16 protein-coding genes and 1 pseudogene are annotated in these 24,831 nt (G+C 69.3%); 5 read left to right on the forward strand and 12 right to left on the reverse strand.

Annotation, left to right across the window (positions count from 1 at the left end; all coding sequences use genetic code 11):
* Positions 1-156: 156 nt before the first annotated feature.
* Entirely contained in the window at positions 157-522 is a 366-nt protein-coding gene (locus tag ACE3OK_RS09610; RefSeq protein ID WP_374249310.1) for a response regulator transcription factor, read from the reverse strand.
* 18 nt (positions 523-540) lie between these two features.
* The gene (pilG, locus tag ACE3OK_RS09615; protein ID WP_374249334.1) at positions 541-942 is read right to left on the reverse strand and encodes a twitching motility response regulator PilG; all 402 of its coding nucleotides are present in this window, start codon (positions 940-942) and stop codon (positions 541-543) included.
* 153 nt (positions 943-1,095) lie between these two features.
* Here pilG and gshB point away from each other — a divergent pair, with 153 nt between their 5' ends.
* Both gshB and ACE3OK_RS09625 read left to right on the forward strand, forming a co-directional pair.
* The gene (gshB, locus tag ACE3OK_RS09620) at positions 1,096-2,061 is read left to right on the forward strand and encodes a glutathione synthase (RefSeq protein ID WP_374249311.1); all 966 of its coding nucleotides are present in this window, start codon (positions 1,096-1,098) and stop codon (positions 2,059-2,061) included.
* Positions 2,058-2,948, forward strand: coding sequence for a TonB family protein (locus tag ACE3OK_RS09625; protein WP_374249312.1), 891 nt, complete (start codon positions 2,058-2,060; stop codon positions 2,946-2,948). Before gshB ends, ACE3OK_RS09625 begins: the two co-directional genes overlap by 4 nt.
* A 12-nt stretch (positions 2,949-2,960) precedes the next feature.
* Here ACE3OK_RS09625 and ACE3OK_RS09630 read toward each other — a convergent pair whose 3' ends face one another.
* From ACE3OK_RS09630 to mrcB, 4 genes are all read right to left on the reverse strand, one after another.
* Positions 2,961-3,443, reverse strand: a complete 483-nt coding sequence (locus ACE3OK_RS09630) for a hypothetical protein (protein ID WP_374249313.1) — start codon at positions 3,441-3,443, stop codon at positions 2,961-2,963.
* A gap of 76 nt (positions 3,444-3,519) precedes the next feature.
* Entirely contained in the window at positions 3,520-4,206 is a 687-nt protein-coding gene (tsaB, locus tag ACE3OK_RS09635; protein WP_374249314.1) for a tRNA (adenosine(37)-N6)-threonylcarbamoyltransferase complex dimerization subunit type 1 TsaB, read from the reverse strand.
* A gap of 4 nt (positions 4,207-4,210) precedes the next feature.
* Positions 4,211-6,172, reverse strand: a complete 1,962-nt coding sequence (locus ACE3OK_RS09640) for an ATP-dependent DNA helicase (RefSeq protein WP_374249335.1) — start codon at positions 6,170-6,172, stop codon at positions 4,211-4,213.
* Positions 6,173-6,225: 53 nt separating this feature from the next.
* Entirely contained in the window at positions 6,226-8,703 is a 2,478-nt protein-coding gene (gene mrcB, locus ACE3OK_RS09645; RefSeq protein ID WP_374249315.1) for a penicillin-binding protein 1B, read from the reverse strand.
* A 108-nt stretch (positions 8,704-8,811) separates the two neighbouring features.
* Between mrcB and ACE3OK_RS09650 the strand changes: the two genes are divergently transcribed.
* Entirely contained in the window at positions 8,812-10,905 is a 2,094-nt protein-coding gene (locus ACE3OK_RS09650; RefSeq protein ID WP_374249316.1) for a glycosyltransferase, read from the forward strand.
* A gap of 9 nt (positions 10,906-10,914) precedes the next feature.
* Here ACE3OK_RS09650 and ACE3OK_RS09655 read toward each other — a convergent pair whose 3' ends face one another.
* Positions 10,915-12,480 (reverse strand): hypothetical protein, encoded by a 1,566-nt coding sequence (locus ACE3OK_RS09655; RefSeq protein ID WP_374249317.1) that lies wholly within the window; start codon positions 12,478-12,480, stop codon positions 10,915-10,917.
* The gene (locus ACE3OK_RS09660) at positions 12,477-14,630 is read right to left on the reverse strand and encodes a bifunctional (p)ppGpp synthetase/guanosine-3',5'-bis(diphosphate) 3'-pyrophosphohydrolase (protein WP_374249318.1); all 2,154 of its coding nucleotides are present in this window, start codon (positions 14,628-14,630) and stop codon (positions 12,477-12,479) included. The genes ACE3OK_RS09655 and ACE3OK_RS09660 overlap by 4 nt, the downstream gene beginning before the upstream one ends.
* Positions 14,631-14,756: 126 nt before the next feature.
* On the opposite strand from ACE3OK_RS09660, the gene ACE3OK_RS09665 reads away from it, so the two are divergent.
* Positions 14,757-16,538, forward strand: a complete 1,782-nt coding sequence (locus ACE3OK_RS09665; protein ID WP_374249319.1) for a chloride channel protein — start codon at positions 14,757-14,759, stop codon at positions 16,536-16,538.
* 7 nt (positions 16,539-16,545) lie between these two features.
* Here ACE3OK_RS09665 and hrpA read toward each other — a convergent pair whose 3' ends face one another.
* Positions 16,546-20,643, reverse strand: a complete 4,098-nt coding sequence (hrpA, locus tag ACE3OK_RS09670; RefSeq protein WP_374249320.1) for an ATP-dependent RNA helicase HrpA — start codon at positions 20,641-20,643, stop codon at positions 16,546-16,548.
* Positions 20,644-20,736: 93 nt separating this feature from the next.
* Between hrpA and ACE3OK_RS09675 the strand changes: the two genes are divergently transcribed.
* The gene (locus ACE3OK_RS09675) at positions 20,737-21,270 is read left to right on the forward strand and encodes a Dps family protein (RefSeq protein ID WP_374249321.1); all 534 of its coding nucleotides are present in this window, start codon (positions 20,737-20,739) and stop codon (positions 21,268-21,270) included.
* An 18-nt stretch (positions 21,271-21,288) separates the two neighbouring features.
* Here ACE3OK_RS09675 and ACE3OK_RS09680 read toward each other — a convergent pair whose 3' ends face one another.
* From ACE3OK_RS09680 to ACE3OK_RS09690, 3 genes and pseudogenes are all read right to left on the reverse strand, one after another.
* A complete protein-coding gene (locus ACE3OK_RS09680) occupies positions 21,289-22,629 on the reverse strand; it encodes a dicarboxylate/amino acid:cation symporter (protein ID WP_374249322.1) in 1,341 nt (446 codons plus the stop codon).
* A 49-nt stretch (positions 22,630-22,678) separates the two neighbouring features.
* On the reverse strand, positions 22,679-24,292 hold the full coding sequence (locus ACE3OK_RS09685; RefSeq protein ID WP_374249323.1) for a BatD family protein: 1,614 nt from the start codon (positions 24,290-24,292) through the stop codon (positions 22,679-22,681).
* Positions 24,289-24,831, reverse strand: a pseudogene (locus tag ACE3OK_RS09690) (hypothetical protein); the annotation flags it as partial. The pseudogene ACE3OK_RS09690 and the gene ACE3OK_RS09685, both read right to left, overlap by 4 nt.

The raw sequence follows: 24,831 nt of genomic DNA on the forward strand, positions 1-24,831 counted from the left end.
TCGGCATCGGCATCAACTTCCGTTGCATCGCCCGCTGCCGCGACGGCTTCCTCGGCATCCACCGCTGCCGCGCCTGCGGCGGCGGCATCGACGGCCACCGGCATGGCCGGTTGCGGACGCCCCTTTGGTTTGTGCTTGCCACGCTTGGCCATGCGGTCAGTGCCCGATCAATGCGTTGATCCGCGCCACCAGGTCACTCTCGCGCGGCGGTTTGGCGATGTAGTCCTTGGCACCCTGGCGCATGCCCCAGACGCGGTCGGTTTCCTGCCCCTTGGTGCTGATGATGAGCACCGGGATGTGGCTGGTTTCGGCATCGCGGGTCAACGCGCGGGTGGCCTGGAAGCCGTTCATGCCGGGCAGGATGATGTCCATCAGCACCAGGTCCGGCTTGTCGCGCTTGCAGCTGGCGATGCCGTCCTCGGCACTGCCGGAGGTGGTGACCTGATGGCCGTTGCGTTCCAGCAACTGCACCATGACCGCGGCTTCGGTCGGCGAATCCTCGATCAGCAGAATGCGTGCCATGAGTGCCCTACCCCCCGGTCAGGCGTTGACGTACGTGCGGATGGCGCCAAGCAACTCTTCACGGGTGAAGGGCTTGGTCAGGTATTGCTCGGAGCCGACGATACGGCCTCGGGCCTTGTCGAACAAACCGTCCTTCGACGAAAGCATGATCACCGGCACGTTTTTGTACGTCTGGTTGTTCTTGATCAGCGCGCAGGTCTGGTAGCCGTCCAGCCGCGGCATCATGATGTCGACGAAGATGATCTGCGGGTTGTGGTCGGCGATCTTCGACAAGGCCTCGAACCCGTCGGTGGCGGTGGCCACTTCGCAGCCCTCGCGCACAAGCAGGGTCTCCGCCGTGCGCCGGATCGTCCTGGAATCATCGATGACCATCACCCTCAAACCCTTGAGGCTGCCGTCGGTGCCGTCCTGCTGCGCCATGTAATCCCCTTGCGCCAATGCCAACCGCCGCGTCTGCGCGCGTTGCGGACTGTCTATATCCCAGCCCGTGGCCGACGTGTCAAGCATCATGTGGCCGCCGGGGCTGCGCCGCGCCGCCTGCTACCATCCCGCCACCCCCCACGGGACGCACCCATGTCGCACCTTCCAGCCCTTGATGTGGTGGTGGTGATGGACCCCATCGGCTCCATCAAGACCGCCAAGGACTCCACCTTCGCCATGCTGCTGGAAGCCCAGCGGCGCGGGCATCGCCTGCACTATGTCCGCCCCGGCGGGCTGGCGGTGCGCGACGGCCGCGCCGTCGCCACCGTGGCACCGCTGGCAGTCCGCGAGGCGCAGGGCGACCACTACACGCTGGGCGACTGGGGCACGCTCGAGTTCGGCCCCGGACAGGCCGTGCTGATGCGCACCGACCCGCCGGTGGATGCCGCCTATCTGCACGACACCCAGATCCTCGGGCTGGCGCAAGCGCAGGGCGCGCTGGTGGTGAACGACCCGCAGGGCCTGCGCGACTTCAACGAGAAGCTGGCGGCGCTGCTGTTCCCGCAATGCTGCCCGCCCACCCTGGTCAGCCGCGATGCCGCCGCGCTCAAGGCCTTCGTCCAGGCGCAGGGCGAGGCGGTGCTGAAGCCGCTGGACGGCATGGGCGGACGCTCGATCTTCCGCGCCCGCGCCGGGGAAGCGAACCTGAACGTGATCCTGGAGACACTGACCGAAGGCGGCCGCCACCTCGCCATCGCCCAGCGCTACCTGCCGGAGATCGTGGACGGCGACAAGCGCATCCTGCTGGTCGACGGCGAGCCGGTCGATTACTGCCTCGCCCGCATCCCGCAGGGCGACGAGTTCCGCGGCAACCTGGCCGCCGGCGGCCGCGGCGAGGGCCGCCCGCTGAGCGCGCGCGACCGCTGGATCGCGGCGCAGGTCGGGCCGGAGATGAAGCGGCGCGGCATGCTGTTCGTCGGCCTCGACGTGATCGGCGACTCCCTCACCGAAGTCAACGTCACCAGCCCCACCTGCATCCGCGAGCTGGACGCGCAATTCGGCCTGAACATCGCCGGCCGCCTGTTCGACTGCATCGAATCTCGCCTTCACGCCGGATGACGACCGTCGCACCCGCTCCGGCCACGCCGGCGCCGCCCCGGATCGGCGACAGCGAACGGTTGCGCGCCACGGTGGTGCTGTCGCTGCTGTTGCACGCCGCAGTCATCCTCGGCATCGGTTTCACCCTGGAAGACGCCGCGCCGCTGGTACCCACCCTCGACGTGATCCAGACCCGCACGCAGACGCCGCTGACGCCGGCGCAGGCCGACTTCCTGGCCCAGGCCAACAACCAAGGGGGCGGCGAACACGACACGTCCAACCGCCCCGGTGCCCCGCAGGCCGGCCCGCTGCCGCAACCGAAAGACGGGCTGGCACCGCGCCCCTTGCACGCCCAGACGCCCGCCCCCAGCCCGCCGCCGCAGACCCGGGTGGTGAGTGCAACGCGCGCGGACACCGCCGTGCCACTGCCGTCGGCGCGCCCCGATGCCCGCCCGGAGCCGTTGCCGCCGGGGCGCGAGAAAATCGATCACGACATCGAAATGGCGCGGTTGGCGGCGGAAATCCAGCTGCGCTCGGCCGAATACGCCAAACGCCCGAAGCGCAAGTTCGTCTCCGCCAGCACCAAGGAATACGCCTGGGCGCAGTACCTGCGCGGCTGGGTGGACCGGGTGGAGCGCGTGGGCAACCTGAACTACCCGGACGAAGCCCGCCGCCGCCATATCGGCGGGTTGGTGGTGATCAGCGTGGGGGTACGCCGCGACGGCAGCGTGGAGAGCATCCGCATCGTGCAATCCAGCCATATCCCGATGCTGGATGACGCCGCCGAGCGCATCGTGCGGCTGTCGGCACCGTTCGCGCCCCTGCCGAAGACGGTGGATGACCCGGACATCCTGCACGTCACCCGCACCTGGCAATTCATGCCGGGGGGCGAACTGATCGACCGCTGAAGCGGCCCCGCGCTACCGATACAGGCAGTCGACCAGCTTGTCCTCGCTCTGCGCCAGTGCCCCCACCGCTTTCTCCCAGCCCGAGGCTTTCTGCGAGATGGGTCCGCCCTGCGCGTTCGCATCGGTACCACCGTCCTGGGTTTCGGTCAGGTCGGTCTGCACGAACTGGAAGTAACCATTGCCGGCCTCCATCCGCAGCTGGCTGCGCGCGGTGAACGACGCGAACCGGGCGCGGTAGTTCACTTGCAGGCTGCCCTGCAGGCTGCCCTGTGCCGGATCGGCGGTACCCGCCGTTGCCCCGGCCACGGTGGCCAGGCAGGCCTGTGCCTGGTTCACCAACTGCTCGGCGGAGCGGTTGATGCTGTAGCGGGAACTGGCCATGCGCAGGATCGGTCGCGCCTCCTGCTCGGCATCCACCTGCAGGGTGCGCCCGTTGAAGGGCACGTCCTCCGCCAGTGCCGGCAGCACGGCCAGCAGCATCACCCACGTCAACATCCGGACTTTCACGTTTCCCCCTGCGGCAACGTCCATGCATTGAGCATAGCCAAAAGCGGGATGCCGTGCGGGGCGCTCAGGCGCGGCGAGCCTGCTGCTGTGCCAGCGTGAGGGCCACGTCGTTGCGCAGGTAGGCCGGCTCCACCCGTTCCGGGGCAAGCCCTTCACCACCGGCAAGCGCCAGTGCCGCCAGTTGCGCCACGTCTGCCGCATGCGGCAGCGCCTGTGCATCCACCGCCGCCAGGCGCTGGCCGAAACGCGCCGGCAGCGCATTGTCCGCCGCGCCAAAGCCGGTCCCCACGCCGTGCCAGCCGTCGCCATCGGGCAGCTCCGCAAGCTCGGGCCGCACCACCACTTCAGTGGACAAGGCGCGGACACCCGCGCCCGCGCGGGCAAACCGCCCCAGGTAGACCTCGCCCATGCGGGCGTCGATCGCGGCAATGCAGCGCTCGCCCGCACCGCGCATCGCCAGCGCCGCCAGGGTGGACACCGGCACCAGCGGCAGGTCCAGTGCCAGCGCGATGCCCTGTCCCACCGCGATCGCCAGGCGGACGCCGGTGAAGGCGCCGGGGCCGCGCCCGACGGCAACGGCGTCGAGCTGCCGACGGGTGATGCCGGCCTCCGCCAGCAGCGCCTCCGCCCACGGCAGGGCCAGTTCGGTATGCCGGCGCGGGGCGAGTTCGAAGCGCTCCAGCACCCGCCCATCGACGGACACGGCAACCGAACAGGCTTCGGTGGAAGTCTCGAATGCAAGCAGTCTCATGGCTTCAATTATCCGCGAAGAATGCCTGCACGGCCTTCACGTCGCGTACCCGCGGCAACGGCGGCAGTGAATCGAGGAAGGTCTTGCCGTAGGACTTGCCCAGCAGGCGCGGGTCGCACAGCACCAGCACGCCGCGGTCGGTTTCGGTGCGGATCAGGCGGCCTGCGCCCTGTTTGAGCGCGATCACCGCCTGTGGCACCTGTTCGTCGCGGAACGGGTTGCCGCCAGCGCGCCGAATCGCGTCCAACCGCGCCTCGAACACCGGGTCGTCAGGGGCAGCGAATGGCAGCTTGTCGATCACCACCACCGACAGCGCATCGCCGGCCACGTCCACCCCTTCGCGGAAGCTGGCGGTGCCCAGCAGCACGCCGTTGCCGGACTCGCGGAACCGTTGCAGCAGCACGTGGCGCGGCTCGCTGCCCTGCACGAACAGCGGCCACGGCGCATCGCGCAGCGCGTCGGCGGCCTCGCGCAGCGCGCGGTGCGAAGCGAACAGCAGGAACGCTCGCCCGCCGGACGCCTCCAGCACCGGCCGCACGGCGTCCAGTACCGCCTGGCCGAATGCGCGATTGGCCGGCTCCGGCAGGTGGGGCGGCAGGTAGCACAAGGCCTGGCGGTCCCAGTCGAACGGGCTGGGTTCGATCAACTCGCGCGCATGCGTGATCCCCAGCCGCTGCGCCATGTGTTCGAATTTGCCGGCCACCGCCAGCGTGGCGGAAGTGAACACCCACGCGGCATTGGATTGCTCACGATGGGCGCGCAGCGGAGCCGAAACATCCAAGGGCGTGCGTTGAAAGCGAAAGCCGCGTGGGGTGAGTTCGTACCAGTGCACCGAAAGGGAAACGGGGTCAGGTTCACTTTCCGACACAGTTTTTGCCGATGCCCGGCAAACGTCATCGGGAACTGAACCTGACCCCGTTTCCTTCTCGCCCAACCAGCGCTGCAACCGCCCCAGCTGGTCATGCGCACGCACGTGGCAGGCATCGAGGCCCGGCGCGGCCTGCCGCAAGGGGGCCAAGACGTCCTGCAAGTCTTGCAGAGACTGCAGCACGGCACGCAGGGCCGGTTCCACATCCACTTCATCCAGCGCCCGCCAGGCGGTGCCGCGCAGCGGCAGGTTGTCCATCGCCGCACGCAGTGCGCGGGTGGCGGCTTCCAGCGCGCGCGCCGGCTCCTGCACTGCGGCCAGCGCGCCCGGCACGTCCTTGCACTCGGACACCGCATCGCGCGCCAGTTCCACCAGTGGACGGGCACCCAGCCCTTCGCCGAAGAACTGCGCGGCCAGCTCCGGCAGCTGGTGGGCCTCGTCGACGATGAACGCCTGCGCGCCCGGCAGGATCTCGCCGAAGCCTTCCTGCTTCAGGGCCAGGTCGGCCAGCAGCAGGTGGTGGTTGACCACCACCAGGTCGGCCACCTGTGCACGCTGGCGCGCCTGCACCACGAAGCAGTCGCTCCAGAACGGGCACTCGGTTCCCAGGCAGTTGTCGGCGGTGGAGGTGACCAGCGGCAGCAGCGGCGAATCCTCCGCCAGCGATTCCATCTCCGCCATGTCGCCGCTGCGGGTACGGCCGCTCCAGGCAACGATCCGCTGGAACTGGCTGGCCTGCTCGCGGGTGGTGAACCGTGGTTCGCCCTTGGCCTGCTCCAGCCGGTAGCGGCACAGGTAGTTGGCGCGCCCCTTCAGCAACGCGGTCTTCAGGCCCACGCCCAGCGCCTCGCGCACGCGTGGCAGGTCACGCAGATAGAGCTGGTCCTGCAACGCACGGGTGCCGGTGGAGACAATCGTCTTCATCCCCGACAGCAGCGCCGGCACCAGATAGGCGAAGGTCTTGCCGGTGCCGGTACCGGCTTCGGCCAGCAGCACCTCGCGCTGTTCGAACGCATCCGCCACCGCCACCGCCAGCCGCTGCTGCGCCGGGCGCGGGCGGAAACCGGGCAGGGCTTGCGCCAGCGCGGCACCCTCCATCAGTGCCGCTGCGCTGGCCTGCCCAAGCCGTGACCGGGCGGGCTGCGCGGCATTCACGGCGTGGGCCGCGCCGGTGGCGGCGGGGCCGCTGCCGGCGGGGCCGGCCTGGCCGGATCGCCACCGCCGAAAAAGTTGCGGATGGCATCGCCGGCGCGTGCCAGCGGACCGTCCGCCGCCTCGCCGTCCGCCGGCGGCAGGGGGTTGCCGAACTCGTCCAGTTCCTGCGGCGGGGTGTATTGGCACGCCTGGTAACCCGGGGCATGGCCGGCGACGAACGGGAAGCGGCGCGCACCGGGGCAATCATCGTCGGTGCTTTGGCCGTCCAGTACCCAGCGCCAGTCCACGCCCGCGCCGGACAGCCGCAGCGGGGCACTGGGCTGGTGGGCAAAGATCTCCGCCCAGACCCGCATGCCGCCGGTTGCACCGTACAAGCCGGTGGGCTGGTTCTGGTCATTGCCTACCCACACCACCGCCAGGTGGTCGCCGGTATAGCCGGCAAACCAGCTGTCGCGGCTGTCGTTGCTGGTGCCGGTCTTGCCCGCCGGGGCCAGCCGGCCCAGGCCGCCGCGCAGCAGCGCGCGCGCGGTGCCGGCGGTCACCACGTATTGCAGGGCGCTGCCCACCAGCCGCGCAGCCACGGCATCCCCCGGCTGCGCCGGTGGCGCATCGCTGTCATAGCGCTTGATGGTGCGGCCTTGCGCGTCCAGCACGCCACGCACCGCATGCAGCGGCTGGATTTCGCCACCCGAGGCCAGGAACTGGTAGAGCTGGGCCATGGCGTAGGGGCTCTGGTCCACCGCCCCCAGGATCAAAGAGGGCTGCGGCGCAGCCTCGATGCCGGCCAGCGAACGGATCAGGCCCGCCAGCCGCTGCGGCTGCACCGCCATCCCCAAGCGGACCGTGGCGATGTTGTAGCTCTGCGCCAGCGCATCCATCAGGTGCACGTCGCCATGGCTGCGGCCATCGGAATTGCCCGGATGCCAGGTGCGCCCCTGGCCCAGGCCGATGTCCACCGGGGCATCGCTGATGGTGCTGGCCAGCGACCACTTCTCCGGTTGCGCCAGCGCCAGCAGGTAGACGAACGGCTTGAGCAGCGAGCCGACCGGCCGGCGCGCATCGATCGCACGATTGAACCCGGGCTCGGTGTAATCGCGGCTGCCGACCACCGCCAGCACGTCGCCATCGTGCACGTCGGTCATCACCAGCCCCGCTTCCAGCGGCGGCCGGCCCTTGGTGCCCAGGGCTTGCAGGGTACGCGTCACCGCCGCCTCGGCCCGTGCCTGCGACGAGGGCGACATCCCGGTCATCACCGCCAGCCCGGCACCGGACAATTTGTCCGCCGGGTAGTCCCGCGCCAACTGCTTGCGCACCAGGTCGACATAGGCGGGAAAGCGATTGGCGGCGAGATTGCCCGCATTGGCGGTGACACCCAATGGCGCGGCGAGTGCGCGCTGGTATTCCCTGGCGTCGATCAGATGCGTTTGCAGCATCTGCGCCAGCACGAAGTTGCGACGCCCGGTGGCGCGGTCCGGATTGCGCCGCGGGTTGTACCAGCTCGGCCCCTTGACCATGCCGATCAACAGCGCCACCTGCTCGGTCGACAAGTCCTTGAGGTCGCGCCCGAACCAGAATTCGGAAGCGGCGGCCACACCGCGAATGGATTGCGCGCCGCGCTGGCCAAGATCCACCTGGTTGAGATAGGCCTCGAGGATGGTGCGCTTGTCGTAGCGTGCCTCCAGCAGCAGCGCGAACAGGATCTCCTTGAACTTGCGCGAGAAGGTCTGTTCCTTGCCGATGCCCAGCAAGCCGCTGCGCGCCAATTGCTGGGTGAGCGTGCTGGCGCCTTGGCGGGTGTCGCCGCCGGACTTCACGTTGACGAAGGCGGCGCGCAGCATGCCGCTGAAATCGATGCCGATGTGGTGGTTGAAATCGCGGTCTTCCACCGCCTGCAAGCCGGTCACCAGCAGTTCCGGCACCTCGTCGATGCGCACCAGCCGGCGCTCTTCCTGGTTCTGCCCGTACAGCGTGGCGATCCGCGCCGGGTCCAGCCGCGCACTGCGCAACGCGCGGCGGCCGGCGACATCGCGGATGCCCGCCACCTCGCTGCCCGCCAGCACGACATCCAGCGCCATCGGTGCCACCCGCCCGTCGACGTCGGCATAACCGCGGCTGGAAATCCGCCAGCGCCCGCCCGCGTGCGCATAGCTGCCGGCACGCTGGCCGTCGCCGGCGCGATAGCCGGCGGCCTCCAGTTCGAATTGCAGGGTCGGCGCGTCCATCGCCAGCCCCGTGCGCAACACCAGCGGACGCGCGTAGACGCGGGTGGGCACCTGCCAGCGCAGCTGGCCGAAACGCTCGCCGACTTCGTGATTCAGGTACAGCAGATAGGGGATGAGGAAGCCCAGCAGCAATGCGCTGGCCGCCAGCCCCCAGACCAGCAGGCGTCGCCGCCAACCGTCACCGCCGGAACCACCCGCATCGCCGTCATCGTCGTCGCGCAATTCGTCTTCTTCGTCTTGGATGCGGGGCATGGTCGGGTGTTGGCGGCTGGATGCGACAATGGAAACACGGCGAGTCTAGCGCAGCCATCGTGGCGGCCGCGTCGGCATTTCCCCCATCTTGCGCAGGAGTTCAGCCGCATGCCGGTTCCCGGGGACGCGGGCTTTTGGTGGCGACGCATCGGCCGCTGGTGGCAGCGCGTCCAGGCCAGCCTGCGCACGCGCGGGATGGCCGCCAGCGCGCGCCTGCTGTGGCAACGACTGCGGCCGTCCACCCTGCCGCCCCGGCTGTCCCTGTACGCGCCGCCCGCCAGCGCCTTCGCGCCATTCGCGCTGCCCACCGCGACGGCACCGCGCGCCAGCATCGTGATCCCCGTGCACGGCGCGCTTGCGCATACGCTGGCCTGCCTGCGCGCGTTGGCCGCCCATCCGCCCGCCACGCCTTTCGAAGTGATCGTGGTGGATGACGGCTCCCCCGACGCCAGCCTGCAAACCCTGCAACACATCGCCGGCCTGCGACTGCACGCGCGTGCCTGCAATGGCGGCTTCATCGCCGCCTGCAATGATGGTGCGGCCCTGGCGCGTGGCGAATTCCTCGCCTTCCTCAACAACGACACCGTGCCGCAACCCGGCTGGCTGGACGCACTGCTGGCCACCTTCGACCAGCATCCCGGCACCGGGCTGGCAGGGGCGCGGCTGGTGTATCCGGATGGCCGCTTGCAGGAAGCCGGCGGGGTGGTGTTCGCCGACGGCAGCGGCTGGAATTACGGCCGCTTCGACGACCCCGCGCATTGCCGGTACGCCTACCTGCGCGATGCCGACTATCTCAGCGGTGCCGCCATCGCCATTCCCGCCGCACTGTTCCGGCAACTGGGCGGGTTCGATGCGCGCTACGCGCCGGCCTATTACGAAGACACCGACCTGGCATTCAAGGTGCGCGCGGCCGGCCACCGCGTGCTGTACCAACCGGCCAGCGTGGTGGTGCACGCCGAGGGCGTCACCGCCGGCACCGATACCGGCAGCGGGCCGAAGGCCGCGCAGGTGCGCAATCGCGCGATTTTCGCGGAGGTCTGGGCGGAACCGCTGCGCCGGCACCTGCCGGCCGGCACCCCGCCCACCCCCGCGCTGCTGCATCGCCGGCAGCGCCAAGTGTTGCTGGTCGATGCCAACACGCCCCGCCCGGACCGGGATTCCGGTTCGTTGCGGCTGTTCAACCTGATCCGGCTGTTGCGCGACGAGGGCGCGCACGTGGTGTTCGTGCCCGCCAACCTGCGCGCCGATGGCGACGCCACGCACGCGTTGCAGGCGCTGGGCGTGGAGTGTTGGCATGCCCCCGACGCCACCCGCCTGCCCGCCTGGCTGCGCGCACACGGGCCGCGCTTCCAGGTCGCGATGGCGTGCCGGCACTACGTGGCCGCCGAGGTCTTCCCGTTGTTGCGGGCATGCGCACCGCAAGCACGCAGGCTGTTCGATACCGTGGACCTGCATCACCTGCGCGAACAGCGCGCCGCGCACCTGGCCGGCGATGCCGCGGCGCTGCGGGCGGCGGCCCGCACCCGCACGCACGAGCTGGCGGTGATGGCGCAGGCCGATGCCACCGTGGTGGTCAGTGCCGAGGAGCAGGCGCTGCTGTTGCAGGCGCAGCCGCAGGCGCGGGTGGAAGTGCTTTCCAACCTGCATCGGCTGGCAGCGCCGGGGCCCGGGTTTCCGGCGCGTCGCGACCTGCTGTTCGTCGGCGGCTTCCGCCATCCACCGAACGTGGATGCGGCATGCTGGTTCGCCACCGAGGTCTTCCCGCTGATCCGCGCCCGTGCGCCCGGCATGCGCCTGCATTGCATCGGTGCGGATGCGCCGCCGGCGGTGGCGGCGCTGGCGGCGATCCCCGGCATCACCGTGCATGGCCACGTGCCCAACCTGCAACCGTGGCTCGACGGTTGCCGCGTCTCGGTGGCACCGCTGCGCTACGGTGCCGGCGTGAAGGGCAAGGTCAACCAGGCGATGGCGCACGGCCTGCCGGTGGTGGCCACGCCGTGTGCGGCCGAGGGCATGCACCTGCGTGATGGCGACGACGTGCTGGTGGCGGATACCGCCGCGGCATTCGCGCACGCGGTGCTGCGCCTGCATGACGACGCCGCGCTGTGGCAGCGCCTTGCGGAAGGCGGGCGTGCCAACGTGGCCCGGTATTTTTCCGAGGATGCGGCACGCGCCGTGGTGCGCGCACTGTTCCTCGATTGAGGCAGGGTTTCAGCGCACGGGTGGTTGTGCCGGCGCTTGTGCCGGCGCTTGTGCCGGCGCTTGTGCCGGTGCTTGCGTACGCGCCAGCCGCTCCGCCAGCACGTCGATGCCGGGTACCGCGGCATCGATGTCGCGCGCACGCTGCAAGGCTTCGCGCGCGCCACGCACGTCCCCGCCACCAAGCCGGTCGTCGCCCACCGCCAGCCAGCGGGCTGCCAGGCGACGCCGCGCCGCCAACACGCCGGCATCGTCCGGCGACAGCTGCCGCCACGCGTCCAGGCACTCGCGCGCGCGCCCGAGGCTGTTGTCGCGCAACGCCGTCGCATGGCACTGCCGCGCCGCTGCCAGCATCGCGCGAGTAGCCGCCTGCACGCGCGGGTCGCGCGGTGCCAACGCCCGGGCCGCGCGCAGGGCATCCCATGCGCTGGCACCCGGCGGTGTCAGCCAATGCCCTTGCGCCTGCGCCCGCGCGGCCCGCTTCAACAGCTTCGGCACCGATGACCGGCCGCTTCGCACGGTGGCCTGCGGCAGCTGCATGGCACCCTGCCGGGCACGCCGCAGGTGCGCATCCACCTGCTGCACGCGATCGGCGGCGACACCGGCGGCACTGGCCGCCGCCAGCCATTGCTGCGCGGCATCGAAACGAAAATCCGCAACCGCCGCATCGGCGGCGCGCAGCAAGGCATCCCCCAGCGGTGCGCCGCACACGCCCGACGGCGGCGGCAGCTCCAGTTCACCCAGCTGCTGGCAGGCCTGCGCCGCCGCTTCCACCCGCCCGCGCGCCAGCTGCTGGCGGATGCCACGCTCCTGCGCCTCCAGCGCGCGCGCCACCCCGGCGTGCAGCGCGGGCAAGCCGGGATACCCGGGATCGAACGCCTCCGCGCGCCGCAGCAAGCCCACCGCCTGCGCCAGATCCCCGCGCGCCAAGGCCGCCGGAGCCGGCCGCAACAGTCCTTCCAGCGCATCCTCGCGGCCTTCCAGTGCGGGCTGGTTGCGCGGTTGCGCCTGCAGGACCTGCTGGTAGAGCGGCAGCGCCGCCGCCTCGCCGTCGTCGAAATGCCCGGCCAGCAACGCCGCGTGCGCCCGCACCAGCAACGCGCCGACACCCGTTGCCCGCGCCTGCGCCGCGCGCAACTTGGCGTCCAGCGGCGCGATGCGCACCTGCGGCGCTTGCAGCTCGCGCGCCAATTGCAGTGCAGCCTGTGCCTGCACGTAATCCCCCGCCTGCAAGCGTGCCTCGGCACGCGCCAGCGCCACCGCCGCCACCCGCGCCAGGCCGTCGCGTGCTTCCAGTTGATCGGGTTGCAGGGCCAATGCGGCTTCGAACAATTCCCGCGCGCCACTGCCGTCGGCAGCCGTCAGCTTGCCGGCCAGCAACGCGCTTTCGCCGCGTTGGCGCAGCGCGTCGTAACGCGGGTCAGGCCACAGCCAGCGGCCCAACGGGTCGCGCAGCAGCACCGCCAGCAGCACCACCAGCAGCGCGGCCCCGGCCCCTGCTTGCAGCCCACGCCGCAGCCGCAGCGGCAGGCCGTGCCAGCGCGTGCGCAAGGCTTGCCCACCGGCGCGGCGGTTCATGCGCGACGCGCGGTGGCCACGCCGGGCAGTGCTTCCAGCCGTGCCAGCAGCAGGCCCAGTTGTTCGAAATCGGCAATCCGCGCCTGCAAGCGCACGCGCACGCCGTTGCGGGTTTGTTCCGACTGCATGCTCAGCACATGCACCCCCACCTGCGCCACCAGGGTGGTGATGTCTTTCAGCAGCCACTTGCGGTCGATGCCGTCGATCTGGATGGCCACTTGCTGGCCGCTGCGGCGTGCGCCCCATTCCACCGGCAGCACCCGCGCCGGCTCCTTGCCGGCCAACCGCAGAAAAGCGGCGCAATCTGGCCGGTGCACACTCACCCCGCGGCTGCGGGTGAGGTAGCCCACGATGGTCTCGCCGGGCAAGGGCTGGCAACAACGCGCCACCTGCACCAGCAGGTTATCCACGCCCTGCACCGTCACCGTGCCCGCGCCGGGCGAAGCCGGGGCCGCAGCCTTCGCCGGCAAGGCCGGCAGCGCCGGGGGCTCGGGTTCCTGCGTGGCTTTTTCGAGTTCCAGCAGGGCACGCCCCACCTGGGTGGGGCCGACATCGCCCAACGCCACCAACACCAGCAAATCGTCTTCGGTTTGCGCGTTGAACTTGCCCAGCACCGGTGCCAAGTCCGCGTGCAGCAGACCCATCCGGCGCAGGTCGCGGTCCAGCAGCTCGCGGCCGTCTTTCAGGTTTTGCGCACGGTCGAGTTTGTTGAACCACGCCCGCACCTTGTCGCGCGAGCGGCTGCTGGCCAGGAAGCCACTGCTGGGCTGCAGCCAGTCACGGCGCGGTTCGGCCACTTTCCCGGTGAGGATTTCCACCCGCTCGCCGGTTTTCAATGCGTGGGTCAAGGGCACGATGCGGCCATCGACCTTCGCGCCTCGGCAGCGGTGGCCCACCATGCTGTGGATGGCATAGGCGAAGTCCAGCACGGTGCCGCCCTGCGGCAGGTCGATCACCTCGCCTTTCGGCGTGAGGGCATACACGCGGTCTTCGACCAGGTCGCTGTCGATGCCCTGCAACGGCGCGGCCTCGCCCTCGCCTGCCGCCTCGGCGGCTTGCTCCAGCAATTTGCGCATCCATGCGATGCGCTTGTCCATGGCCGCACCGCCGGCACTGCTGCCCTCCTTGTAGCGCCAATGCGCGGCCACGCCCAATTCCGACTGCGCGTGCATGTCGCGGGTGCGGATTTGCACCTCCACGGTCTTGCCCTCGGGGCCGATGACCGCCGTGTGCAGCGATCGATACCCATTGGGCTTGGGCCGCGCCACGTAGTCGTCGAATTCGCTGGGGATGGGCACCCACAGCGCATGCACCAAACCCAACACGGCGTAGCAGGTGGGCACGTCGTCCACCAGTACGCGCAGTGCGCGCAGGTCGTACAACTCTTCGATGGGCAGCGCCTTGCGCTGCATCTTTTTCCAGATGCTGTAGATGTGCTTGGGGCGGCCGGCGATGTCGGCCTCGATGCCGTTGGCTGCAACCATCTCGCGCAGTTGCGCCTTGACCTGTTCGATATAGCGTTCGCGCCCGCTGCGGTTGTCGTCCAGCGATTGCGCGATGCGCAAATAGTCGTCGGTTTGCAGGGCACGAAACGCGAGGTCTTCCAGCTCCCACTTCAATTGCCAGATGCCCAGCCGGTTGGCCAGCGGCGCATGGATGTCGCGGGTCATCTTCGCCAGCGCGTGCTGCTCGTCCAGCGGCAGCCGCCACGCCGCGCGCATGCGCGAGAGTTGCCGCGCCAACACAATGGGGATCACCCGCAAATCACGCACCAAGGCCAGCAACAGCCGGCGCATGCCTTCCGGGTTGCGGCCACCGCCGTGGCTGCGATGCAGCGCCCACACCCGGCTGGAAGCACGCTGGCCTTCCAGCAGCACATGCAATCGCTCGGGCACCGCCAGCTTGGCGGCCTGCGCAAGAGCCTCGATGTCCACCAGCGCATCCAGCAAGGTGGCGGCCAGCACTTCGCTATCGGCATTGAGCGATGCCAAGATGGCCAGGGTATCGGCCAGCACGTCGGCACGGTCGCGCATCGGTGCGCCAGCCTCGGCATGCTCGCGCCACAACGCTGCCAGCGCCGGTGGCAATGCGTCTTTCGGCAACCGCGCCAGGGCGTCGGTGCAGGTGATGGTGTCGATTCCCTTGGGCATGGGCTTACAGTAGCCGCACACGGCCGCAGCGGCCAGCATTGCGCCCCTCGCCCCATGCATCAACACGCAAGTGCTTGATCCGGCGTTACCCTAGACCGCCTCTCCTTCGCGCCATCGCCTCCCTGCATGCCCTTCGAGACCGAGCTGACGTCCGCGCGCAAGCATGTACGCTCGTTCACCTCCGCAGTGCGCGAGGTGTTTCGCACCCGTCATGATGCCTTCCTGGTGCTGGCCCTGCTGGTGGGCTTGCTGGCGGGCGGCCTGTCGCTGCTGCAGGGCGCGCTGGCCCACGGCCTGCAAGCATGGTGGTATGGCTTGTCGGATGGTGACGACCGGCTCAGCTCGCTGCCACATCTGGCACCGTGGAAATTGCTGGCGCTGCCCTTGTTCGGGCTGCCGATCGGCTTGATCAGCCTGGCCGCACGCGCACGCAAACGGCAATTGGTGGACGCGGTGGAAGCCAATGCCCTGCACGGCGGGCGGATGTCGATGCGCGACAACCTGATCGTGGCCACCCAGACCATCCTCTCCAATGGCTGCGGTGCCTCGGTGGGGCTGGAGGCGGCGTATGCGCAGATGGGAGCCGGGGCCGGCTCGCAATTGGGCCGCATCCTGCGCCTGCGCCGTGCCGACATCCGCATCCTGGTGGGAACCGGGGCAGCGGCAGCCATTGCGGCAGCGTTCGATGCGCCACTGGCAGGCGCGTTCTATGGCTTCGAAATCGTCATCGGCGCCTACACCCCGGCGGCGCTGGCCCCGGTTGCGGTGGCGGTGCTGGGCGCGGTGGCCGTGCGTGCGGCTGCCGGCGCGCAGCTGGCGATGCTGCCGCCCCCCACCGACATCGGCCTGGAATTCCGCGATTACGCGCTGTACATCCTGCTGGGCGTGGCCAGTGCATTGGCGGGAGTGGCGATCATGCGGCTGGTGACCTTGATCGAACAGGGAGTGGAACGCACCGGCCTGCCGCGCTGGCTGCGGCCCGCCATTGGCGGCCTGCTGCTGATTCCACTGGCGATGCTGACCCCGCAGGTGCTGTCGTCCGGCCACGGTGCACAACACCTGGACTTGACCGCGAACGAGCCCTTGCGCTGGCTGGCATTGCTGCTGTTGCTCAAGAGCCTGGCCTCGGCCATTTCGCTGGGTTTTGGCTTTCGCGGCGGCTTGTTTTTCGCTTCGCTGTTCACCGGCTCGCTGCTGGGCGCGGTGGTGGCCAAATTGCTGGGGCTGGCCTTCGGTCATCCACCACTGGACGTCACCGGCGCGGCGCTGATCGGCATGGCGGCCCTGGCGGCATCGATCGTCGGTGCACCGATGACGATGGCGATGCTGGTGCTGGAAGGCACCCACGATTTCGCGCTGACCAGTGCGGCCATCGCCGCCGTGCTGGTATCCAGCGCGATGACCCGGCAGATTTTCGGTTTCTCGTTCTCCACCTGGCGTTTCCACCTGCGGGGTGCCGAGATCAAGAGTGCGCGTGATGTCGGCTGGGTCCGCAACCTCACCGCCGGGGTGATGATGCGGCGCGGGCCGATCACCTTGCCGGCGGCGATGAGCGTGGCCGAGGTGCGCCAGCGCCTGCCATTGGGCGCCACCACCCGCATCGTGCTGGTGGATGCCGCTGGCGGCTACGCCGGCATCGTGGTCCTGGCCGACATCTATGCCGACCGCGTCAAGCCGCAATCGCTGGTTGCGGAGCATGCGCAAAGCCGCGACCTGGCACTGGCGGAAGATGCCGATGCGCTTGCCATCATGCGCCAATTCGACCGCAGCCAAAGCGACGAACTGGCCGTGGTGGACGAACATCGCCGGGTACTGGGCGTGCTGTCCGAACGCTTCGTACGCAAGCGTTATGCGGAAGAGCTGGAACGCAGCCAGCGCGAACTGCTCGGCGAACGCACCGACGACTGACGCGCCCTCAGCGCAAGCCCAGCCGCGCCACCCGCGCGGCCAGCCGCTTCGGCGACACGCCTCCCTTCGCGCCCAATTCCTGCGCGAACAGTTGCACGCGCAGTTCCTCCAGCTCCCAGCGCAATGCGATGGCTTCCGGGTCGGCGGGATCGGCGGCAGCCAGCACGGCAGTGAACGGCGCCAGTTCCAGCATCCGCTGCTGGTCGCGCACCGGATCGCGTTGGGCGCGTTCGGCACGCAGCGAGAGCGCCTTCAACCAGCGCGGATAGTCCGCCAGTGCAGTGGCCGACGTGTTGCGCAAAAAGCCCGGTGCAGCCAGCGCGTCGAGCTGTGCCTGCATGTCATCGAGGTTGGCGCGTGCCCAGCCGATCAGTTTCGATTCCAGCTTGGCGCGTACTTCGGCCACCAGCGACAGGATGGCTTCCGCCTGCCTGAGCCGCGCCATCGCCTCGCCGAACAGCGCCTTGCCGATGGCCTCCGCCCGCCGTGAAAAAGCTTCGGCATCACGCACCTCCAACAGGCCTGTTTCCGTCAGTGCGGCGAATGCCCCCTCGACCAGATCCGCACGCAGGCGGTCGCGGGAAAGGGGGTCGGAGTCACTTTTCCATCCCTGCTTCACGGCCTTGCCCCCGTGGCGAAGGAAAAGTGACTCTGACCCCCTTTCCTCCTTGCGCGGCGCATTCGATTCGATCGCCGCGTACAGCAGCGACAGCTTGGGCTGGATCGGCAGTTGCTTGCGCGCCTGCTTGCATTTGTCGGCCAGCGCAATGGCCAATAACCGACGCACGCCCTGCGGGTGCAGGCGTTCGGCCACCTCGCGCTGCGCGTGCAAAGCCAGCGACACCGTGCTGCCATCGTCTTGCAAGGCCGGGTACGCCGGCACGCCGCCGGCACCGGGCACAGACAACGGCACCGGCGTATGTGGGAACGTGGCCATGCCCGCCTGCGCCATGCCTTGCGCCGCGAGGCGGGCGAACGCCTGCGCCGCGCGTTCGCCGAAGCGGTTGCGCAGGTCATCGAGATCACGTGATTCGGCGAGAACCGCCTTGCCATCCAGCAGGCGCAGGTTGGCGCGCAGATGCGGCTCGATGGCGGCGGCATCGAACTCCAGCGCGGAGACCTCCACGCCGGAGAGCTTCTTCAGGAACTTCGCCAGCGCGCCTTCGATGCTGTCCGCGTCCGGTTGCGCGAATGCTTCCGCGAAGGCGCGGGCGAAATCCGGTGCCGGCACGAAGTTGCGCCGCAGCGCCTTCGGCAATGCGCGGATCAGCGCGGTCGCCTTGTTCTCCACGAAACCCGGTGCCAGCCACGACAGCCTTGCCGCGTCCAGCGCATTGAGCAGGTGCAGCGGCACCGCCACGGTCATGCCGTCGTCCACCGCGCCCGGCTCGAAGCGGTACTGCACCGCCAGCCGCGCATCGCCCAAGGGCAAACAGGCCGGGAAGCGTGCGGCATCGCTCTGGTCGGCCACCAGCAGGTCGTCGCGGCTCCACTCCAGCGCAGCCTTTTCAGCCTTCGACAATTTTCCGTACCAGGCATCCAGCGCCTGCGTGTTGTGCACATGCGCCGGCAGCCGGTCCAGATACCAGCGCGCCTGCCAGTCTTCGTCCACCACCAGCCCCACGCGGCGCTGTTTGGCTTCTTCTTGCTGCGCCAATTCCAGCGTGCGCAGATTGCGCGCCAGAAAAGCGCTGCGGGTATTGATCTCGCCGGTCAGCAGCGCCTCGCGCACGAAGATCGCGCGGCTCTCCTCGGGAAACAGCGCGCCGTAGTGCACCGGCTTCTTCGGTGCCAAAACCAGCCCGAACAGCGAGATCTGCTCGCTGCCCAGCACCCGCCCCTGCGCACGCGACCAGTGCGGGTCGTGCTGGCGGCGCGACAGCAGATGCGGCAGCTCGGCGATCGCCCAGTCCGGCTCGATCGCGGCATTGGTCAGCGCCCACACTTTTTCGGTGTCCAGCAGATTGGCGGTGAGCACCCACGGCGGCGGCTTCGACGCCAGCTTCGAGCCGGGAAACAGCGCGAATTTGCGGCCGCGCGGGCCGTCGTACAGGCCCTTGTCGCCGCGGTGGCCGATCTGGGTGGGCAGGCCGGCCAGCAGGGCGCGGTGGAGGGCGGCGTAGGAAACGGGGTCAGGTTCAGTTTTCGCAGGAAGTGAACCTGACCCCGTTTCCTCGCACAGCAGCTTCAGCTGCCGGTGCAGCTCCCACCATTCGCGCAGGCGCAGGAAGCCGAGGAAGTGCTTGTCGGCCCATTTGCGCAGCTGCGACTGGGTCAGCTCGGCGTGTGCGTCGTGGTAGGCCTGCCACAGCTTGAGGATGCCGATGAATTCGGACTTCGTATCCGCGAACTGCGCGTGCGCGGCATCGGCGGCGGCGCGGGCATCGGCCGGGCGTTCGCGCGGATCCTGCACGCCGAGGAAGCTGGCGATCACCAGCATTTCGGTCTGCACGCCGTGCGCGCGCGCGGCCACCAGCATGCGCGCCAGCTTGACGTCGATCGGCAGCTTGGCCATCGCCCGCCCGGTCGCGGTGAGCTTGCGCTGGGCGTCGATCGCGCCCAGCTCGCCCAACTGCTGCCAGCCGTCGGCGATCGCGCGCGAATCGGGTGGCTCGAGGAAGGGAAACTGCTCGATCTCGCCCAGCCCCAAGGCCAGCATCCGCAAGATCACCCCGGCCAGCGCGGCGCGACGGATTTCCGGATCGGTGAATTCGGCGCGTGCGGCGAAATCGGCTTCCGAATACAGCCGAAAGCAGGTGCCCGGCGCGATCCGCCCGCAGCGGCCGGCGCGCTGGTTGGCGCTGGCCTGCGAAATGTCTTCGATATGCAGGCGGTCGAGCTTCTGGCGCGGGCTGTAGCGCTTGACCCGCGCCACGCCGGGATCGACCACGTAGTGGATGCGCGGCACCGTCAGCGAGGTTTCCGCCACGTTGGTAGCCAGCACGATGCGCCGCTGCGAGCCTGGGTGGAACACCCGGTCCTGATCCTTGGTCGACAGCCGTGCGTACAGCGGCAGCACCTCGGTGTGCCGGTATTTGCGTGCCTCCAGCGCGCGGTGCACGTCGCGGATCTCGCGCTCGCCGGGCAGGAAGATCAGCACGTCGCCGATGGACTTCTCGCGCTGGATCTCGTCGCAGGCGGCGACGATGCCGTCGACGATCGTGCGCTCGCCCGCTCCTTCCAACGATTCCGCCGCCATCCTTGGCGAAACCTCGCCACCTTCGGATCGCCCTGCCCGGCCATCCGTGGCCGGGCGTTCGCCGGCGCGGCGGACAAGTTGTCCGCCGGCACGCGCCGGCTCACCCAGCGGGCGGTAGCGCATCTCCACCGGGTAGCCGCGCCCTTCCACGCTGACCACCGGCGCGCCGCCGAAATGCTCGGCAAAGCGCGCCGTATCAATCGTGGCCGAGGTGACGATCAGCTTGAGGTCGGGCCGGCGCGGCAGCAGCTGCTTGAGGTAGCCGAGCAGGAAATCGATGTTGAGGCTGCGCTCGTGCGCCTCGTCGATGATGAGGGTGTCGTACTTCGACAACCAGCGGTCGTTCTGGATTTCCGCCAGCAGGATGCCGTCGGTCATGAACTTCACCGCGGTCTGCTCGCTCACCGCATCGTTGAAGCGCACCTGGAACCCAACCGCGCCGCCCAGCGGCACCTGCAACTCTTCGGCCACCCGCCGCGCCACCGAGCGCGCCGCCAGTCGACGCGGCTGGGTGCAGCCGATCATCCCGGCCGCGCCGCGCCCGGCGGCCAGGCACAGTTTGGGCAATTGCGTGGTCTTGCCGCTGCCGGTTTCGCCGGCGATCACCACCACCTGGTGTTTGCGGATCAGCGTCACGATCTCGTCGGCGTGCGCGGCGATCGGCAGCGTCTCGTCCACGCGCGCGGCCGGCAACGCCGCGACACGGCGCGCGCGCATTGCCAGCGAGGCGTCCAGTGCCTGCATGAACGCGGTCTGCAACGCGGCATCGGCAGGTTTGGCATCCCAACGCTTCCACAGCCCCAGCAAGCGCCCGCGATCGCGGGTCAAGGCAGCGTCGATGCGCTTGCGCGCCGACCGGGGCGACGGCGCGGTGGCGGACTGGGCGGTTGGCGCAATAGGTTCCATCGATCCTGCAAACAGTGAATGTCGATTTCAAGCCGACGTTGGGAAGGCGTATTGTCGCCGCAAGCCCCTTTTCCCGTGCAGCAGGAGTTGGTCATGGCCAAGCAGAAAGCGTCCCCCGCTACCGGCAAATCCCGGCCGGCCGAGGCGGCCCCCGGCATCGACATCGGCATTGGCAAGCGCGATCGCGAGCACATCGCTCACGGCCTGTCGCGCTTCCTGGCCGACAGCTACACCCTGTACCTGACCACCCACAGCTTCCACTGGAACGTGACCGGGCCGATGTTCAACACCCTGCACGTCATGTTCGAAGTGCAATACACCGAACAATGGACCGCGCTGGACGCCATCGCCGAACGCATCCGTGCGCTGGGCTTCAAGGCCCCGGGCAGTTATGCCGAATTCGCCGCGCTGGCCACGCTGGGCGAGCCGCCGGCCGCGCAGGACAGTTCCGACTGGCGCGCCATGGTCACCCATCTGGTGGCCGGCAACGAAGCGGTCTGCCGCTGTGCGCGCAAGGTGCTGAAGACTGCGGATGCCGCCGGCGACGACCCCACCGCCGACCTGCTCACCCAGCGCCTGCAAACCCACGAGAAATACGCGTGGATGTTGCGCTCGTTGCTGGAGTGAAGCCAGCCGGCAACGGCCTCAGCGCACGATCTCGTCCAGCTTCTCCAGTGCCGCATCGTCCAGGTCTTTCTCGCCGCTGCGGTGCGCCACCACCACCGCAGTGGCCAGGTCGCCGGTGACGTTGAGCGAGGTGCGGCACATGTCGAGGAAGGTGTTGACGCCGATGATGATGCCGATGCCGGCCGGGTCGATGCCGATGATGCCGCAGATCATCGCGATCACCGGCAGCGAACCGGACGGGATGCCGGCCGTGCCGATGCCGCCCAGGATGCACAGCACCAGCACCATCAGTTGCTGGGTCAGGGGCAGGTGCAGGCCGTAGACCTGCGCCAGGAACAGCACGGTGATGCCCTCGAACAGCGCGGTACCGTGGTGGTTGGCGGAGGCACCCACCGTCAGCACGAACCGCGAGACCTTGCGCGGCAGCTTCAGGTTCTCTTCCGCCACCCGCAACGTGACCGGCAGGGTGGCGGTGGACGACGCGGTGGCAAACGCGGTCAGGGTGGCTTCCTGGGTTTCACGGAAGAAGGTGCGCGGCGACATCTTGCCCATCAGCCGCAGCCACAGCGGAATCACCACGAACCCATGGATGCCCAGCGCCACCAGCACCGTCACCACGAACCACACCAGGCTGCGGATCACGTCCCAGCCCAGCTGGAAGGTCAGGTTGAACATGAACGCCGCCACCGCGTACGGGGCCAGGCGGATGAACAGCCCGATCAGGTGCATGCAGATTTCGAACAACCCATGCATCGCGTTCTTGAACGCCTGCGTGCCGGCGGTCGGCTTCATCACCAGGCCGATGCCGATCATCAGCGCGAAGAACACGATGCCGAGCTTCTGCTTGTCGTCCGCCATCGCGCCGACGATGTTGTGCGGCACGATGTTGACCAGCAGATCCATCAGCCGCAGCTCGTTGCCCTTGCTGACGATCTCGCCGGCCTTGAGGGTGTTGCCGCTGAGGATTTTCTGCACCAACGCGGCATCCATGTGCATGCCGGGTTGGAACAGGTTGACGCAGAGCAGCCCCACGCCCACCGCCGCAGCGGTCACGGTGGCGGTGTAGATCAGGGTTTTCCAGCCCAGTCGCCCCAATGCGGCGATGTCGCCCAGCTCCGCCACGCCCAGCACCAGTGCCGAGAAAATCAGCGGCACCACCAGCATGAACAGCAGGTTGAGGAAGATCTGCCCGAACGGCTTGGTGGCGTAGTCGATCACGCCATGGATCCACGCGGCATCCGTGGCATAGGCATGGGCGGCCAGTCCCAACAGGGTGCCCAGCACGAAGCCGATCAACACCTTGTAGTGCAGCGGCAGGCCTTTGGCGGGCGGCGTGGGAGTGGTGTCGAGAGTGTGCATGCGTGGCTCGCGGGGCGGGCGAAACCGGCAGCTTAACAAAGCTTGTCGCCTAGTCCGGATACAACGGCGGCAGCAGGGATTTGCCGCCCTGGTGCGTCCGCCGCCAACGCGCGCCGCCGGAAAACGCCTTGCGCAGGGCCTGCAAAGCCTCCTGTGGATCGCCTTGTCCCCAGCGTGCCGCCTGCATCTGTCGCACCGCATCGGCTTGCGCGGCGTCCGGCAGACGCCGGCACACCGCCTCCATGTCATCACCCGGCACCCTGGCCGCGTGTGCCAGGGCCTGGGCGATGTCGGTCAACCCCCCGGCGCGCAGTGCCTCTGCCAGGGTCGGGCCTGCGGTAGGTGCAAGCCGACGCGCGCTCACCGCCCGTCGACGCCCTCCCCACGCCAGCCACGCCACCGGCAGGATCACCGCCCATGCCAGCCATCCCCATGCCCAGTCTCCCCATGCCTGCCGGCGCGGCGGAATCGGCACGGCCCGCTTCGGCACGGTTGCCAGCGTGGCCGGCGCCGGGCCGCCAACGGGGACGGCACCCGGCACGACCTGGAGTTGCAACGGCGGCAATTCCGCCACGCGCGCGGCTTGCAGGTCCGCGTTCCACCACCGCACGCGCGGCCCCGGGATCAGCATCTGCCCGGCATGCCCCGGCACCAGCGCGAAGCGGCGGCGCACGGTGGCGCGCGGACGTCCGTTGACGAAGCCCTCCTCCACCTGCGGCGGTTCGGGAAACACCTGCACGCCGGCCGTCGCCGGCCATTCCAGCGCAGGCATCTGCGCGGGCGTGGCGCCATCGGCCACGGCCTCGACATCCACCGTGGCCGCCTGCCCGACCCATGCTTGCCGCGGTTGCTGCAGGTAGCGCAGGGTGAAGGCGTGCAGCGGCAACCATGGCGTTGGTGCACCTGCCGGAACCGGCAACACCTGCAAGGCGCGGGCGGGCGCGGCGGCGGCCACCGGGCGCGTATCCTCCATGAACAAGCCACCCGCCGCGGTGTTGGCAAGCAATCCGTTCAGGCGCGCGCCCGCCAGCAGCAGCGGGCCGCTGCGTTCCGGAACCAGCAGATAGCGCCGCTCCACCACGTTGTAGCGACGCCCGCCCAGCAGGCGCGGATACGTGATGTCTTCGCCCACCCGTTGCAGGCTGGCATGCGCCGGTGCCTCCAGATCCAGCTGACCGGACAGCAGCGGCACCGCGTAGTGCAACCGCACGGTCACCCCCACCGATTGCTGCACGTACGGGCGGCTGGCATCCACGTCGGTTTCCACGAACACATCCGCATCCGCGCTGGCGGGTGCCACCGCCGCCGCATGCACCACCAGTCGCAGGGGCCGCGTCATTGCGCCACCCACCCGCAGCGCCGGCACCTCGAAGATCCCCGGCCCGCGCGGCCGCAGGCCCACCGCGAACACCGTGCTGGACTGGCCATGGCCGTTTTCCCAGACGGTGTTGCGTCGCACGCTTTGCCCACCGATGTCGAACTGCACGCGCAATGGCGCATCGTCGATGGCCTCCACGCGTTGGTCGGTGGCGATGTTGAGCGCCACCACCTCGCCCACGGTGATCTCGGCACGATCCAGCCATGCCCGCGTCTGCGCGCCGGCCGGCCACGCGACCACCACCAGCAACAGGCACAGCAGCCAGCGGGTGATGCCGCGACTCATCGCGCCTCTCCCGCTTGCCGGCGGCGTGCTTCCAGCTGGAAGCGCGCGCGCAGCAATGCCCCGGGGTCATCGGGTACCCGTTGCAGCCACGCCTGATTGGCCAACCGGCGTTCGCGCTGCGCCGCCGTTTCCTGCCGCGGAACAGACACCGGCGGCGTGGGGGCGGCGGCTGGTGGTGGCAATGACGAGTGCAGTGCCTGCTGCATGCGACGCCGCTGCGCGGCATCGGCCTGCGCCTGCTGCTCCGCTGCCGGCGGCTGGGTGGGCCGTGCGGGCATCGATGCGGGGTTGCCCTGCCCGGATCGTTGCTGCTGGCTCTGCTGCTGGCTCTGCTGCTGGCTCTGCTGCTGGCTCTGCTGCTGGCTCTGCTGCTGGCTCTGCTGCTGGCTCTGCTGCTGGCTCTGCTGCTGGCTCTGCTGCTGGTTCTGCTGCTGGTTCTGCTGCTGGTTCTGCTGCTGGTTCTGCTGCTGGTTCTGCTGCTGGTTCTGCTGCTGGTTCTGCTGCTGGTTCTGCTGCTGGTTCTGCTGCTGGTTCTGCTG

It is taken from the genome of Thermomonas sp. (assembly GCF_041905325.1).
GTDB lineage: Bacteria > Pseudomonadota > Gammaproteobacteria > Xanthomonadales > Xanthomonadaceae > Thermomonas.